The sequence below is a fragment of the Acrocarpospora macrocephala genome (genome assembly GCF_009687865.1).
Taxonomy (GTDB): Bacteria; Actinomycetota; Actinomycetes; order Streptosporangiales; family Streptosporangiaceae; genus Acrocarpospora; species Acrocarpospora macrocephala.
Genome location: NZ_BLAE01000003.1, coordinates 309,843 through 323,465, shown reverse-complemented (window position 1 = coordinate 323,465; position 13,623 = coordinate 309,843). Strand labels below are relative to the sequence as shown.

Annotated in this window: 15 protein-coding genes; 11 read left to right on the top strand and 4 right to left on the bottom strand. The window is 67.4% G+C overall.

Translation table 11 applies throughout. The annotated features are described in order from the left end of the window. Position 1: 1 nt before the first annotated feature. Positions 2 to 1,264 carry a glycosyltransferase family 2 protein gene (locus tag Amac_RS01470; protein ID WP_218040820.1) on the bottom strand — a complete coding sequence of 421 codons (1,263 nt, stop codon included), beginning with the start codon at positions 1,262 to 1,264 and terminating at the stop codon, positions 2 to 4. A 485-nt stretch (positions 1,265 to 1,749) separates the two neighbouring features. Here Amac_RS01470 and Amac_RS01465 point away from each other — a divergent pair, with 485 nt between their 5' ends. The 3 genes from Amac_RS01465 to Amac_RS55805 are packed head-to-tail and all read left to right on the top strand — an operon-like array spanning position 1,750 to position 3,782. After that, a complete protein-coding gene (locus Amac_RS01465) occupies positions 1,750 to 2,652 on the top strand; it encodes an ADP-ribosylglycohydrolase family protein (RefSeq protein ID WP_155352413.1) in 903 nt (300 codons plus the stop codon). 42 nt (positions 2,653 to 2,694) lie between these two features. After that, a complete protein-coding gene (locus tag Amac_RS01460; RefSeq protein ID WP_155352412.1) occupies positions 2,695 to 3,264 on the top strand; it encodes a DUF4291 domain-containing protein in 570 nt (189 codons plus the stop codon). Next, positions 3,261 to 3,782: a hypothetical protein gene (locus Amac_RS55805; protein WP_155352411.1), complete on the top strand. Its 522-nt coding sequence runs from the start codon at positions 3,261 to 3,263 to the stop codon at positions 3,780 to 3,782. Before Amac_RS01460 ends, Amac_RS55805 begins: the two co-directional genes overlap by 4 nt. Positions 3,783 to 3,811: 29 nt before the next feature. Here the strand turns inward: Amac_RS55805 and Amac_RS55800 are convergent, their stop codons facing one another. Further along, positions 3,812 to 4,024: a carbamoyltransferase C-terminal domain-containing protein gene (locus tag Amac_RS55800; RefSeq protein WP_373869792.1), complete on the bottom strand. Its 213-nt coding sequence runs from the start codon at positions 4,022 to 4,024 to the stop codon at positions 3,812 to 3,814. Between the two features lie 2 nt (positions 4,025 to 4,026). Beyond that, entirely contained in the window at positions 4,027 to 4,218 is a 192-nt protein-coding gene (locus Amac_RS01445) for a hypothetical protein (protein ID WP_155352410.1), read from the bottom strand. Positions 4,219 to 4,319: 101 nt separating this feature from the next. On the opposite strand from Amac_RS01445, the gene Amac_RS01440 reads away from it, so the two are divergent. From Amac_RS01440 to Amac_RS01410, 7 genes are all read left to right on the top strand, one after another. Beyond that, the gene (locus tag Amac_RS01440; RefSeq protein WP_218040819.1) at positions 4,320 to 6,380 is read left to right on the top strand and encodes a M6 family metalloprotease domain-containing protein; all 2,061 of its coding nucleotides are present in this window, start codon (positions 4,320 to 4,322) and stop codon (positions 6,378 to 6,380) included. A gap of 140 nt (positions 6,381 to 6,520) precedes the next feature. Then, positions 6,521 to 6,964, top strand: a complete 444-nt coding sequence (locus tag Amac_RS01435; protein WP_155352409.1) for a hypothetical protein — start codon at positions 6,521 to 6,523, stop codon at positions 6,962 to 6,964. 144 nt (positions 6,965 to 7,108) lie between these two features. Further along, positions 7,109 to 7,699, top strand: a complete 591-nt coding sequence (locus Amac_RS01430; RefSeq protein WP_307729685.1) for an RNA polymerase sigma factor — start codon at positions 7,109 to 7,111, stop codon at positions 7,697 to 7,699. Next, positions 7,692 to 8,696, top strand: a complete 1,005-nt coding sequence (locus Amac_RS01425; RefSeq protein ID WP_155352408.1) for a CU044_5270 family protein — start codon at positions 7,692 to 7,694, stop codon at positions 8,694 to 8,696. Before Amac_RS01430 ends, Amac_RS01425 begins: the two co-directional genes overlap by 8 nt. Before the next feature lie 390 nt (positions 8,697 to 9,086). Continuing rightward, positions 9,087 to 10,625 (top strand): heparinase II/III domain-containing protein, encoded by a 1,539-nt coding sequence (locus Amac_RS01420; RefSeq protein ID WP_246268001.1) that lies wholly within the window; start codon positions 9,087 to 9,089, stop codon positions 10,623 to 10,625. A 34-nt stretch (positions 10,626 to 10,659) separates the two neighbouring features. Continuing rightward, complete coding sequence (locus Amac_RS01415) at positions 10,660 to 10,965, top strand: hypothetical protein (protein WP_155352406.1); 306 nt, start codon at positions 10,660 to 10,662, stop codon at positions 10,963 to 10,965. A 279-nt stretch (positions 10,966 to 11,244) separates the two neighbouring features. Continuing rightward, positions 11,245 to 11,766 (top strand): XdhC family protein, encoded by a 522-nt coding sequence (locus Amac_RS01410; RefSeq protein WP_155352405.1) that lies wholly within the window; start codon positions 11,245 to 11,247, stop codon positions 11,764 to 11,766. A gap of 29 nt (positions 11,767 to 11,795) precedes the next feature. Here the strand turns inward: Amac_RS01410 and Amac_RS01405 are convergent, their stop codons facing one another. Next, entirely contained in the window at positions 11,796 to 12,653 is an 858-nt protein-coding gene (locus tag Amac_RS01405) for a helix-turn-helix transcriptional regulator (RefSeq protein WP_155352404.1), read from the bottom strand. 86 nt (positions 12,654 to 12,739) lie between these two features. Here Amac_RS01405 and Amac_RS01400 point away from each other — a divergent pair, with 86 nt between their 5' ends. Beyond that, positions 12,740 to 13,525, top strand: coding sequence for an SDR family NAD(P)-dependent oxidoreductase (locus tag Amac_RS01400; protein WP_155352403.1), 786 nt, complete (start codon positions 12,740 to 12,742; stop codon positions 13,523 to 13,525). Positions 13,526 to 13,623: the final 98 nt, after the last annotated feature.

Here is a 13,623-nt window from a genome sequence, read left to right as displayed (position 1 = left end):
CTCAGGCCATCCCCTTGAGCGTGGCGGCGCTCTGGCCGGCCCCGCCTACCTGGTCGGACGTGCGGGTAAGCCAGCCCTGCTTGTTCATGGTCAGGAACGCCCACAGCTTGATCGGCAGGGCGATCATGATGACCACCAGGCAGAGGAGTGGTAGCAGCAGGATCTCCGCGGGGTGGCGGCGCAGGTGCGACCAGCCGCGTACGCCCCGGCCCAGCAGCAGCCAGCCGACGGCCAGCCCGATGCCCCACGGGGTGAGCTCCAGCCTGCTGAAGAACAGGTAGGCGAGCGTGACGCCCATGGTCACCGGGGTGAGCAGGATCTGCAGCACGGTGACCTTGGTGACCAGCGGGGTCTTCCACAGCCACCCCTTCCACAGCGCCGTCAGGTAGCACCGGTAGGAGTTGCGGCTCCACCGGACGCGCTGCTTGACGAAGGCGCGGAAGGAGTCGGGGAACATCGAGATGGCCCGGGCCGAGGACTGGTGCACGGTCTTGTATCCGGAGGCGAGGACCAGCCAGGTCAGGCGGCCGTCGTCGCCGGCGATGCACCGGCGGCCGAGGAAGAACTCGTTCTCCAGGTTGTGGACCACCGGGAGGATGGCCGCGCGCCGGTAGGCGGCGGTCCGGCCGGACAGGCAGGCCACCCCGCCCCGGCTGCCCATCGCGGGCACGTAGTCGTAGTAGCGCAGGTTGACCAGCCAGTCGGCGATGCGCCGCCAGATGCTGCTGGTCCGCTGGTAGACGTTCTGCTGGGTGCCGACGCCGCCGACCGAGGGATCCTCGAACGGCATCTGGACGGCGGCCAGCAGGCCCGGCTGCCACCAGGTGTCGGAGTCGGCGAAGACCACGACCTCGCCGCGGGCCGCCCGGATGCCCACGCCCAGCGCGGAGCGTTTGCCGGAGTGCTCGTAGATGAGGACCTTCAGCCGGGGGTCCACCACCTCGTGCAGTTTCGTGTGGCATTCGGTGTCGCCGACGTCCACCACGATGATCACTTCGTACGGATCCTGGGCCAGCCAGCTGGCCAGGCAGCGGACCAGGATCTCGGCGTCCTCCCGGTAGGACGGGACGACGACGGAGACCGTGGTCCGGTAGCTGTTCACGACCGGCTTGGCCAGCCGGGACAGCACCACCCGGTAGAGCCACAGCCCCCAGACGAGGAGGCCGGCCAGTCCTAGGGGGATCAGGTCGCGCCAGGTGCCGTTGGCACTGGAGCGAACGAACCATTCGTAGGCAGCATCAAACCAGTTTGCATCGGACGCCACGTGATCCTCCTGGGCGATTTGCCCCCACATGCCCAGTTTTACCTGGGCAAACTAGCCCTTCTCAGACAAGGGGAGAACCTACGGGTTGGCGCACCGCAAAACGTCCGGAACGGTGCAATTGTTATAAGCCTGAAGAAATTTGCACCGGGGGCAGGTGAGACCGATGAGGCGACCGATATGGATCATCGCGATTTGGGCGAGCTTGCGTTACGGAGAGAGTTGGTAAGAAACCTTTTTTATGACAAGGAATCCTTACTCCGAGAATGGGATCATGGTCAAAGGTGTCCACCATCCTGCCACTGGCTCATGTTTGCGACAACCCGAGCATGAGAACCTTATTCGGATCACCGGCTCGGAATGGTAACTATTCCGACTCAATGATTTAGCAGGAAATTTCACGACATGGTGTCGGCTGGACTCAGGCGGATGCTATGGCCTAAACGCGAAGGACCCGATTGGGAAGATCGGTGCCACAATGGAGGGCGATGCTGACCGAATCCCGATCACGCGCGACCGCCTCCCTGCACGGCCTGGCCCTCGGCGACGCACTCGGCTCCCAGTTCTACGTCCCCGCCAACCGCCAAGCCCTCACCGACCGCTCCCTGCCGCCCGGACCCTGGCAGTGGACCGACGACACCGAGATGGCCTGCTCCATCCACCGCGTCCTCACCGACCACGGCACCATCGACCAGGACGAACTCGCCGCGAGCTTCGCCGCGCGCCACGATTTCGACCGCGGGTACGGCCCCGCCACCAACCGCATGCTGCGCCTGGTCCGCGAAGGCGGCGACTGGCGAACCCTGGCCACCGGCATGTTCGACGGCAGCGGCTCGTGGGGCAACGGCGCCGCCATGCGGGTGGCGCCGCTCGGCGCGTGGTTCGCCGGCGACCCGGCCCGAGCCGTACGGGAGGCGAAGGCGTCGGCCCAGGTCACCCACACCCACCCGGAAGCCGTCGCGGGCGCCGTCGCCATCGCCGTGGCCGCCGCCACCGCCGCGGCGACACCCGACCTCACCCCCGGCCGCTTCCTCGACCAGGTCCTCCACCACACCCCACCCAGCCAGGTCCGCGACGGAATCACCGAAGCCCGCCGCCTCCTCCCCCTCACCGACCCCGTCCTGGCCGCCCACACCCTGGGCAACGGACGCGCCGTCTCCGCCCAGGACACCGTCCCCTTCACCCTGTGGTCCGCCGCCCGCCACCTCGACAACTACGAACAGGCCTTCTGGACCACCGCCACCGCCGGCGGCGACATCGACACCACCTGCGCCATCGTCGGCGGCATCATCGCCACCCGCTCCCCCCTCCCAAGCCACTGGCCGCCCTCCCGCGAACCCTTGCCCGCCTGGGCCAACGTCCCAGCCCGGCCGTCCCCGAGCGATGACTAATCTGGTTGCCGGTCGCGAGCCCGGGTCGTCACGCTGGGGCGCATGAACATGCCCTATCGGCAGATCCGGGCCGTCTACACCGAGGAGGCGGTCACGGTCTACCAGGCCTATGACCCGGCCATCGCCACTCCGGCGCTCGCCGCCCAGCGATTCGTCGCGCCGTTCAAACGCGAGCGGATGACCTGGATCAAACCCTCGTTTCTGTGGATGATGTACCGCTGCGGGTACGCCACCAAGCCCGGTCAGACCCGGGTTCTGGCCATCGAGTTGTCCCGCGACGCCTTCGAATGGGCGCTCGCGCACTCCTGCCTCAGCCACGGCGCGCAGCACAAGCGGGACTATCCCGTACGCGTCCAGTGGGATCCCGAGCGTGACGTGCACCTGAACGCCCTGCCGTACCGATCCATCCAGATCGGGCTGTCCGGCCAGGCTGTCGACCGCTACCTCGACGGCACGCTGACGATCACCGACGTCACCCAGCGAGCGCACGACATCCACCAGGCACTCCGCGACGGCGCGGACGTCACCCCGCTCCTTCCGGCCGAGCGCCCCTATCCGCTCTCCGACGACCTGAAGACGGTAATCGGCGCCACGATGGCGTCCGAGGCATGATGCTGATCGTGCAGCGGATCGTGATCCGGTGGACCAAGCGGGGCCGTGGCGCGGAGGAAGCGGCCAAGCGGCGGGGGGTGCCCACCGCCTGCTCGCTCCCACCGCCGCCGGATGCCCAGCTGACCTGCCATGACATCCTCGCGGACCAGCGAACCGGCTACGAGCCGGTCGGCGTTCTCGACGGCTTGGATCTTCCCGCCCAGCTCAACGGCCTGCGTTTCGAACAGGCCGGACCGGACATGCGTGTGATGCGCGCTCCGGTTTGGGCCTCCTACCCGACCAACCGCCACCCCGGCCAGGTCTTTCTACTCAATCCAGGCTCGCGGGCTCGCTACCAGGCCAACTTTCGCTTCAGCGGCTCCAGCACCGAGTGGTACTACGAACAGTGGACGATCAACATCGCCCTCTCCCCGTTCCGCCACGACCTGTTCCTCGACGAGAAGTTCGACTTCACCAAGGACGAACGCGTCTCCCTGTACGGCGGAAGATCCACCCAGCAATCCGGAAAAGATCTTTAACAAACGATTCTGGGTGGCGGTGTCATGGATCACGACCATCGACGAGCTGAGCGCCCCGTACACCCGCGAGTCGCGCCCTTTCTGCACGAGGTAGTCGCCCAAGCACAGGGCGTCCAAATCGGTGGCCTGGAGGTGGCCAGGGCATCGGCGGGGGTCTCGACCATGGGTTCTCGGTCGTTGAAAGATGTGTTGAGCACGACAGGCACGCCGGTGATCTTCCCGAAGGCCAGGCAGCCCGCCACGGTCAGGGCTGGGACGGAACGCCGATCGCGTCAGTCCACGCGAGGATCGCCTCGTCGTAGCCCGTGAAGTTCCTGCGCTGGATGATGCCGGCCGGGTCGATGTGACGCGACTTGGGGCGGCGCTCGCACTGGTCAAGGGCACCATCGAGGTCACGGCTCCCCGTGCCGGGTTCTTCTGATGCCGACGCATCCAAAACTGTTTCGACACTCCTAACAAAGTGTCAATTGATCTCTAAATATGGCCTATATAACGTGACATAGTATGAGACGCCCCCTCAGGTTGCTCCTGGCGACCGTGGCACTGTTGCCCCTCTCGTTACTTTCGGTGACCCCTGTTTCCGCTGAGCCCGCACCCGACCCCGAGTTCCCCTGGCGCTACGACCACTGGCCGCAAACCCAGCCGTGGCAGCAGGACGAACCCGGCGCGGCCCAGCTCCGCTCCCTGGGCGGTCAGCAGGGGCACCCCGCCCCGATCGACCCGCAGAACTGGAAGAACCCGGACCACATGACGTGGGCCGACTACAAGAAGGTGCCGGGCACCAACTGGGCCGACCCCTCCACGCCCGGCTCGGTGCGCACCTTCAAGGGCGCCCTGGTCCTGCTGGACTACCCCAACCAGCCCTTCGTCGTCACCCAACCCAAGGGCTCGACCGTATTCAAGAACCCCACCGCGGAAGCCCACGACATCCCGCGCGACCAGGTCGCCAAGTTCTACCAGGACTTCCTCAACACCCCGAACGACCTCAACCGCGGTCACACCATCCACGAATACTGGATGGAGGACTCCGGCGGCCGGTACGGCGTGAACCTCACCGGTTTCGGCCCTTACACAATGCCGGGCAAGGACCACGAGTACGCGCTGGAGTACCAGCGCAACTCCTGCCCGGCCGGGGACACCTGCAACAAGAACCTGCGCGCCGACGGCAACGCGGCCTGGCTGGCGGCGGTCGGCCCGGAGACCGCGGCCCAGTTCGACTTCATCTTCTACGTCAGCGCCGGCCAGGACGAGTCGTCCACCTGGCAGGAGTTCGGCATGATGAAGTTCCCGACCAAGGAAGAGGTCACCGACGAGTGGGGCCCGGACGACCCGGCCCTGCCGAACTGGTCGCCCACCCGCTACGTGGAGTGGACGTCCTGGCAGGCGGGTTCGACCTTCTGGCCCAACGCCCGCTTCGGCGTCGACTCGGTCCAGGCGGAGAGCTCCGGCATGGGCGTGTACGCCCACGAACTGAGCCACATCATGGGCGTCGGCGACAACTACAACAACCCGTACGCGGTTCCGGTGCGTCGCGCGTACACCGGGATCTGGGAGATGCTCAGCCGGGGCAGTTTCAACGGCCCGGGCGGCCCGCACAGCCGCTGGCTGATCCCGCCCACCTCGGGCGGTTCGATGGGCGCCCAGCACATGCTCCGCAACAAGATCAAGCTGAACATGGTCGACGAGGCGAACGTGCTGCGGCTGAACCGGGACGCGCTGGACGAGTCCGGGCTCGTGGTGGCGGAGGTGACGGCTCGGGCCGTACAGCCGGGGTCGAACGGGCTGATGGGCGTCAACATCGCGATGGGCGCGGACCTGAGCCCCGCCTGTTCGACCAGCACCGACCCGCTCTGTGACGGCGGACGCTACAACAACTACACGGTCGAGGTCGTGGACCGGATGGGCGCCGACTCGTTCACGCCCGACTCCGGGGTGCTGCTGGCCAAGACCAAGGACCAGGACCAGGCCCCGTTCGAGTGGGTCATCGACGCCAACCCGCAGGACATCGGCATGACCGACTACGTCCTGCCGGACGGCACCCAGGTCCCGATCACGATCGGCGACTACCGGCAGCTGTCGGACGCGCTATTCCACGCCGGCGCCGACTCCGGCAGCGAGTTCGAGTTCACCGACGAGGCCAACCGCCTGCACTTCTACGTCCTGGACGTGAAGCGCAGCAAGGGCGTGCTCTCCTACCGGGTGGCGATCCGCTCGCTGGACGGCTCAGGACCGCAGAAGCGCGGCGTCCAGGTGCTGCCCAGCATCGGCATCACCGCCGGCGACAGCATCGCCACCTGCAAGTTCCCGGTGCTCAACACCGGCAAGAAGGCCGCCACCACGGCCCAGCACCCCGAGGACGTGTCCGCCTACCTCAACAATGACGTCTACCGCCTGACCGCCGAGGTGGAGGGCCGCGGCTGGACGGTCTCCCTGCCCAACCAGCTCGCCACCGCCGAGTTCGGCAAGAAGGTCACCGTGCCCGTCCACGTCCTGCGGGCCAAGGGCGGCGCCCTGCTCGCCAAGGTCAACCTGACGGCCACCTCGGAGAGCGACCCCACCAAGAAGTCCAAGTCCACCTGCCTCGCCGTAGGCCGCTAAATCCCCTTTGAGGGGTACGGCGATTGCCGTACCCCTCAAAGCATCTGACCAGGACCCTAGGGAACTTCCCGGCACAACCCCCGAGGCCACGCGATGCCGTCCTTTCCTACCGTTTCGGATATCAGACAACGGGAGGAACCATGGCATTCACCTCTGGCAGTTTCCAGATTCCGTTCGGGCTGGCCCCGGCCCTGCTCAGCGGAAAGATCCAGGCCGAACTGGTCGACGTGGGCGGCGGCCCACCCGCCGACGTCCTCAAGGCGGGAGACCCCTTCCAGGTCAACCTCACCTGGGAGCTCACCGGCTCCCTCGCACCCATGATCGGCGGCACCTGGCAACTCCGCCTGCTGATCGACGAGATCGGCGGCCCGCACGACGCGCCCTTCCCCGCGGCCCCCCAGACCAAGCCCCTCACCGGCCTCAACGCCTACTCCGACGCCATCGTCGTCACCACCGGCCTCCCCGCCGGCCCCGGCGGCAGCAGCTACGCGATCGTCGCCTCCCTCAGCTACCTCAACGTCGCCGGCACCCCCGGCGCCATGGGCGGCTACGTGGACCTCGGCCTCGTGAGCGTCATCGCCTGACATCCCAGGGAGGCGACGACTATAGGGGGACGTCGCCTCCCACCGAAATCGGCTGCGGGCAGCGTGAAAGTGGATGGGCGGATCGGGAGATACAGGGTGTCCGACGCTCGTAGCCGAAGGAACGCACATGACGGGAAGACCATCGTGACCACGGTGTCCTGGGCCGGGCATCGGGGTGGGGATGCCGAGGTGGTGCGGCGGTCGCTGGCCGAGTCCGAGCGGTTCAGTGTGATCTTCGATGCGTATTTCGCGGAGATCCATCGGTATGTGACGCAGCGGCTCGGGCCCGACAGCGCGGAGGACGTGGTCGCGGAGACGTTTCTCACCGCGTTCCGGAAGCGGGCGCGGTATGACCCGTCTCGGGCGAGTGTCCGGGTCTGGTTGTACGGCATCGCCAGCAATCTCATCCGCCGCCACCATCGAACCGAGGTCCGCACCCTGCGAGCTCTCGGACGGCACGGGCCAGATCCTGATTTTCCGGGACATGAGGAAGAGGTCTCCACGCAGGTGAGCGCGCAGAGTCTGCGTCCGGACATCGCGGCGGCCGTCGCTGAGTTGCATCAGCGGGATCGTGACGTGTTGCTGCTGGTCGCGCTGGCAGAGCTTAGTCACGAGGAGATCGCCGCCGCGCTGGGGATTCCGTACGGGACGGTGGGCTCGCGGCTGAATCGCGCCCGGCGCAAGCTGCGGGCGGCGCTGGGCGACAGCAACCCGATGGGGGGCGACCATGGATGAGCTGACGCGGGTCCGGGAGCTGTACGGCGAGCCGAAACCCGACCCGGTTCTCAAGGCCAGAGTGGGCGCCCTGCTCGAAGCCGAAGCGCGGCGGCGATTGCGGAGGCCGTGGACGGCCGCGGTGGCCGGGCTGGCAGCGGCCGTGGCGACGGCGGCGGTCATCGCGCTGCCGGGAGGATCTCCGGGCGTTCCTGGAGCGACTCCCACGTTGGAGCCCGCGGGGCGGTCGATTCTGCTGGCGGCGGCGGTCACCGCGGAATCGGGGACGGTGCAGGCTGGGGCGTACTGGCGGGTCAGGAAGCTGGTGCGGCAGCGGTATCCGGAGATGCTGGGCGAGGGCGGGAGCCGGTATTGGATGGTTGATCGCCGTATTTCGGAGCAGTGGGTTTCCCGGAATGGGAACGTCTGGGCTGGTGCGGTCTCGCTGGGGGCGGAACCGGCTGGGCCGGCCGACCGGGAGGCCTGGCTCCAGGAAGGCTCGCCCGCCGAGTGGCCTGGGCACCAGGTGTTCACGGCGCCGGGGCCGAGCACGCTCGCGGTCGTGCGTGGCGGGGTGGCGTTCAGCATGGCGGGGCGGCCGATGACGTTCGCGCAGATCAGGAGCCTTCCGGTCGACCCCGTGGCGCTTCGTGCCCACGTCGCGGAGATCGTGTCGGCGGACGAGGGTGTGGTGGCGGACGCGCTCAGTGGTCTGCTCTGGAGCAAACCGTCTCCCCCTGATGTACGGGCCGCAGCGTACCGTGCTCTCGCAGACCTCCCGAATGTCACCTACCTCGGCACGCAAACCGACGAATCGGGCAGAGCTGGAGCGGCGTTCTCCTTCACGCTGCGGGAGCCGTCTGGGCTGGTCCGCCGGACATTGATCATCGACACCGGGAGCTCCCAGGTCATCTCCTCCACCACCGACGCGGCCGGAGTGAAGAACGACCGGGTCGAACTCGTCCTGGAAGCCGGTTGGACAAACGAAAGACCATCGGCCCCGCATCCCCCGGGATGACCGCTTAACGACCAAGCCCGAACTGGTCCCGGAAGCCGGTTGAACGAACGAAAGATCATCCGCGCCGCACCCCCCGGGATGACCGCATAACGACCAAGCCCGAACTGGACCCGGAAGCCGGTTGAACGAACGAAAGACCATCCGCGCCGCACCCCCCGGAATGACCGCATAACGACCAAGCCGGAACCGGTCCCGGAAGTTGGTTGAACGAACGGCTCCCCCGTAACGACCAAGCCGAACTGGCCCCGGAGGCCGATCGAGCGAACGCCGGGCATGCCCGATGACTGTCGTTCGCCTGTAATTCCCCGGCCCTCGGGGTCCCATTCTCTCGTTTGGAGCAATCGCTTGTTTTGGCATGCCCTCATGACGATGGTGGATTCGCGTCTTTCGTTGGCTACGAGCGACGGGCCGGTGGTCGCGGGTCCTGGTGGGATTTCGATCGATGTGGAGCAGGTGATGGCCGGGCGGGTGGGATTCGTTGGGTTGCCTGTCGTTGATCTGGGGCGGGATATCGACTGGCGGGCCGATCCGCATCGCAACCGGTCGTGGATGTTGAATCTGCACGCGTTGCGATGGATGGGCGGGCTTGTCGTCGCGTACGAGAAGGGCGGGGATCGGGCGCTGCTGGAGCGTGCGGCCGAGATCGCCGAGGACTGGGTGCGGAAGAACTCGCGGCGCTGGGCGGGGGTCAGCGCGTGGGCGTGGGCTGAGCATTCGGTGGCGCTGCGGGCGCCCGCGCTGGTCCGGCTGAGCGCGCATGTGCGGGCGAACTGGCTGTCCAGAAGCCTGATCGAGCATGCTCGCGTGCTGTCCGATCCCGCGCTCTACCGGCCCGGCCACAACCACGGTTTGGACCAGGACATCGCGCTGCTGGCGATCGGCTGCCGCTTCCGCCGAAGGCGGTGGACAGACCTGGCGATCAGCCGGATGGCGGCGTCGGCGGAACTCGCGATCGACGACCAGGGCGCACTGCACGAGCAGGCCCCCAGGTACGGCCTCTACGTGCACAGACGCCTGGGTGTCGCGCTGGACGCGATCAGAGGATGTGGGGCCGCGATCCCTGAAGGTCTGGAGGAGCGGCGCCGGTCGCTGGAGACCTACGTGAGCCACGCCACCCAACCGGACGGGCGTCTGGTGCCGATCGGGGACAGTCCCGCGGACACCCGCCCGGTGGGCTTCCGGAACGAGGAGGCGACGGTCAAGGTTTTCGACAGTGGTTATGTGTTCGGGCGTACCCGATGGAATGACCGCAGGTCGGCGTATTACTCGATCAGGTTCGGGCCGGGGCGGAAGTTGCACGGTCATGAGGATCATCTGGGTGTGACGTATCACGCGCATGGCCGGGACATTCTGGTGGAGGCGGGGTTCCATTCGTACGAGAAGGACGCCTACCGGGAGTGGACGACCTCGCCGGAGGCACACAATGTCCCGGTCGTGGTCGGCGGGGAGTTCCGTCCGGGTACGGCTACGTGTCTGGAGCACTCCGATGTGGGGGCGACGCGGCAGAGCTTCCGGCTGGCCGACGACGCGTATGGGGTAGTGCGCACGAGGTCGGTGCTGGTCAATCATGGTCCGGATCTGATGGTCGTGCTTGATGAGGTCCCGGAAGGCGCTCAGCTGCGTAGTCTGTGGCATCTCGCGCCGTCGCTTCGGGTGATCTCGAACCGCAATGGCCGGGTGGTGCTGGCGGACGGGGACTGGCGGGCGACCATGGTGTTCCTCCCAGCCGGAGAGCCGGAGGTCCGCCAGGACACGGTCTCCCCTGGCTATCTGCGTAAAGTCGAGACGACAACGGTGCTCTCACTGCCGGGCACCCGGGTGCTGACCTTGATCGTGCCGGGCACCGACAATCCGGAGATCTCCTTCCGTGACGGCGGAATCACGGTCGGCGGTGTCTCCTTTCCCGCGTGGCAGTTGACGACGGCATAGAAGCTCCCGCAGCGGGCGACCTATCGTGACTGTCATGAGTGACCCCTGCCCATGTGGTTACGACTCCCGCACGCAACCCATCACGTGGGAGGACGGATACGCCTTGTCACTCCACTACGACAAGATCAGGAAATTTCTGGACATCGTGGTGCGGGACAACTCTCGTTGGCTCGGGGTGCTGCGGTGCACGAACTGCGGGCGGTTATGGGGCGAGGACGCCATCAGCTCCGGCCAGGCCGACTTCCACTACGTGTATCCGATCGCAGCCACAAACCCCGAGGCATGGCTCGCATCCGCCGAACCACTCGTCCTTCCCCACCGCCGCGACAAATCGTCATGAAGCACCATCGCCAACACAGCTCTTCACGACACGCTCGACCGCCGCTACGAATCTTCATGACCTACTCGACCGCCGCCGCGACCCTTCATGACCCGCTCAACCGGCGAAACGCCCCCTGGATGACCCGTCCCACCGCCGACACGACCCTTCACGATCCGCTCAACCGCCGACGCAACCCCTGATGACCCGCCGTGTCCCTTCCCGGCATTCCATCGCGGCGTACCCTGAGATGACCGGTCGTGAAATAACCGGCTGTCGGCTACGTGAGAAGGTTCTGAGATGGCCCACGTTCACGACGCGTCCTGCGCGGTCGCTCACGGGGAAGCGGCTCCGGTCGAGGAGACGCGCACGCTTGTCGCGGTCTTCGCCTCCCCCATGGCCGGATTTCTCCTGAAATATGGCACCGATCTGGGCTACCGGCCAATCTTGTTCGAGCCGGATCCGGATCGGATCGTCGAGTTCCCCGGCGTGAAGCGAGTCACCGAGCCCACCGCGGAGTTCGACGAAACGGCCGACGTCGTCGTCACCGACCACCACCGGGACGAGATCGGGCCGATACTCCGCGATGTCCTCGGATACCCGGTCCGGTGGATCGGAATCATCGGCAGCCCTCGCCACCAAGGACCCCACGTCCAGGCACTCACCGAACTGGGAGTCGCCGAGTCGGAAATCGCCCGGGTCCATCGACCGATCGGGCTCGACATCGGATCACGCACCCCACCGGAGATCGCCATCGCCACCCTCGCCGGACTGATCGCCGACCGCAACAACCGCCCAGGCGGATTCGCCTTCGCCCGATAACCGCTCGCCGGGTAATTGTTCCGGCTCCGTCAGAGCGACCTGCTCGCATTGACGCACTCGGCTCCAAGGACATTCAGAAGAGCCAAAGCCTCGGCGCCAGGGGATCCTGGCGGCGCGCTGTAGAGCACGAGGTGCTGGTCGCGGTCCGTGAGCGTGAGCGAGTCGCAGTCGACGGTGATTTCCCCGACGACCGGGTGACGGAAAGTCTTCGTGAGCATCGGCGCAGCCTGCACGTCGTGCCGCTCCCAGAGCCGGGCGAACTCGGGGCTGGCGTCGCGGAGCTCGTCGACGAGTTTGATCACGGCGGGGTCGGATGGGTACCGGGCGAGGGTGGATCGGAGCCCCGTGACGACGTGGTGCCGGAACTCCGCGGCGTCGGAGATCCCGTATGGCGTCGCATCGGCACGCGCCGACCCGAGGAATGCCCGGCGCGCGAGATTGCGGTCCTCCGGAGCGAGCTCAGCGAAGTCCTCCATGAGCGCGGCCGCGAGGTCGTTCCACGCGAGCACCTCGAACGCGGCGGACGTCACGAAAGCGGCCGTCTGCGGCAGCCGCTCGAGGAGCGCGAGAATGCTCGGGCGGACGTCGCGCCGATGCAGTCCGGTACGGCTCGGCGCAGTGCCCGCGAGGACGTGGAGGTGATCGGACTCGGCGTCCGTGAGCCGCAGCGCGCCTCCGATCCCGGCGAGGACCTCGCCCGACGGTCGCGGCGCCCTGCCCTGCTCGAGCCGGACGTAGTACTCGGTGGAGATGTGCGCGAGGACCGCGACCTCCTCGCGGCGAAGACCTGGTGTCCGGCGTCGCGAGCCCGAGGGGAGGCCGACGTCCTCCGGCCGGAGCCGCTCGCGACGGCTACGGAGGAACGCCCCAAGCTCCTGCTTGTCCATACCGCAAGTCTGCACGCTGCGCGGCGACGGATCCTGGTACCGCCTGTGCCTGCATCCGGATCCCGGGCTGGCACGACGCTGTCAGCATGACAAACAACATCGACACCACCCCCATCGGCCTGCTCACCGGCAAGGTCGTATTCATCACCGGCGCCAGCCGCGGCATCGGCGCAGCTGCGGCCCGGCTCTTCGCACGGGAGGGCGCCGCTGTCGTGCTCGCCGCCCGCAGCACCAACGCTCTCGACCGCATCGTCACCGAGGTCCGCGCCGATGGGGGCGTCGCCGACGCCGTCGCCCTGGACCTCGCCGACCGCGCAAGCATCCGCGCCGCCGTCGACCGCGTCGAAGAGCTGCACGGACGGCTCGACGGAGCCTTCAACAACGGCGCGGCGATCCAGCAGCGGGTCGGCCCGCTCGACACCACGACCGACGAGGACATCGACGAGCAGTTCGCCGTGAACTTCCGCTCGCACTGGACCGCCATGACCGCCGAGGCCGCACTCATGCGACGGAACGGCGGTGGGGCGATCGTCAACACCTCGAGCATCGGCAGCCGCCGCGCGAACCCCGCCCTCCCCGCATACGGTGCCATGAAGCGCGCGCTCAACAGCATTACCGAGACCGCCGCGGTGAGCTGGGCCCGTGATGGCATCCGGGTGAACGGCATCACCCCCGGCGGCACCGCCACGGAGATGATCGACGCGTGGGAGGCGGCGACCCCCGGCATCGTCGAGCAATTGAAGGCATCGATCCCACTCGGACGGATGGCCGAGCCCCACGAAGTCGCCGAGGCGGCCGCATGGCTGCTAAGCGACCGGGCCTCGATGGTGACCGGCGCGATCGTGCCGGTGGACGGCGGCGCCGGCGCCTGAAAGGGAGAGCCCGGGCAAGCCATCAGGGACGGCCAGCCCAACTGATCGTGCGCCAGAACCTTAAATGCGTTTGGCCCCACCGAGGGCCACCGGGCGGA